This window comes from Wohlfahrtiimonas larvae, from assembly GCF_002006755.1.
GTDB classification, from domain to species: domain Bacteria; phylum Pseudomonadota; class Gammaproteobacteria; order Cardiobacteriales; family Wohlfahrtiimonadaceae; genus Wohlfahrtiimonas; species Wohlfahrtiimonas larvae.
Window position 1 is genome coordinate 1 of record NZ_MVDO01000256.1, and the last position, 1572, is coordinate 1572.

The 1572-nt window shown below is 35.2% G+C and carries 2 protein-coding genes; one reads left to right on the plus strand and one right to left on the minus strand.

Features of this window, described 5'->3' with window-relative positions:
* Positions 1–894 (minus strand): biotin synthase BioB (gene bioB, locus BZK14_RS12895; RefSeq protein WP_077926864.1); only part of this gene is annotated, 894 nt, incomplete at its 3' end.
* A 144-nt stretch (positions 895–1038) separates the two neighbouring features.
* Between bioB and BZK14_RS12900 the strand changes: the two genes are divergently transcribed.
* A complete protein-coding gene (locus tag BZK14_RS12900) occupies positions 1039–1503 on the plus strand; it encodes a GNAT family N-acetyltransferase (RefSeq protein ID WP_077926865.1) in 465 nt (154 codons plus the stop codon).
* Positions 1504–1572: the final 69 nt, after the last annotated feature.

Sequence of the window (1572 nt, forward strand, 5' to 3'; positions counted from 1 at the left end):
ATCTTGATCAGCATTCGGGCTTGTTAATAATTTTGCACCATAGAAAATTGAGTTTGCACCAGCCATAAAGCATAATGCTTGTAATTCTGATGACATGTTTTCACGCCCTGCAGATAAACGCACCATTGATTTTGGCATCATAATTCTTGCGACAGCAATTGTGCGTACAAAATCGAAATCATCCACAGGTTTATTATCACCTAATGGTGTGCCTTTAATTGGAATTAAACGATTGATCGGCACACTTTCTGGTGGTGTTAACATATTCGCTAACTGAGTTAACATGGATGCTCGATCACGACGAGTTTCACCCAAACCAATGATGCCGCCAGAACAGATTTTCATACCAGATTCACGTACATGATCCAAAGTATCTAAACGATTTTGGTAACTATGTGTTGTCACAATTTCCCCGTAGAATTCAGGTGAAGTATCCACATTATGATTGTAATAATCCAAACCTGTTTCAGCTAATGTTTTGGCTTGTTCAGAAGTTAAACTACCTAATGTCATACAGGTTTCCATACCAAGCGCTTTTACTTCTTCGATCATTTTTTGAATATATGGCATGTCACGATCTTTGGGATTACGCCAAGCTGCCCCCATGCAAAAACGGCTTGCACCATCTTCTTTTGCTTTCTTTGCAGCTTCGATAACTTTTTGAACTTCCATCAATTTTTCTGCATCTAAACCTGTATCATACCGTACACTTTGTGAACAATACTTACAATCTTCTGAACAACGTCCAGTTTTAATAGATAATAAGCGGCTTACCTGAATTTTTGTTGGGTCAAAATGTTCACGGTGAACTTTCTGTGCTTCAAACAATAACTCAAATAGTGGTTGTTCAAATAAAGCCTCAGCATCCTCAATCGTCCAAACTTTTTTACTCATTATTCATTACTCATTACATTAATAGAATGAGCACATCATAGATGAAACCTTATATCAATGTAAACCAAATTAATATTTTAAGATTTACATAATATTGATTTATTTGGTTATACTTTTTAATCCTCTTAATATTTAATAGTCATTATGATTAAAATTTCACATGCACAGCTGATCGATTTATCCGCCATTGAACAAATTTACACAGAACTCTTCATACATATGGCAGAGTTACAACCTGATTATTACTTAAAAGCATCACAAGACCCTGCTTTTATTCAAACAATGATTGAAAGTGATGATTCTGCGCTTTTAATTGCTAAACAAGCTAATCAAACTCTTGGTTTCATCATGGCACAAGAACAAGCAACACCGTCTTATAATTGTATTGCACCACATAAGTTTGCTTATATTTTTGATTTTGTCGTGACTGAAAAAGCTCGTGGATTAGGCATTGGTAAACAATTGATGAATGCCATGGAAGTATGGGCAAAATCTCGTGATTTAGATTATATAGAACTCAGTGTATTAAGTAACAATACTGAAGCTCATAAATTATATGAAAATATTGGCTATACAGATGCGACTCACATTATGAGAAAATCTTTATAAAAAAAGCGGTCATGAGTTGACCGCTTTCGTATTTACCTTTCTCGCATCGCATCCTTAATGCGCCCAAAA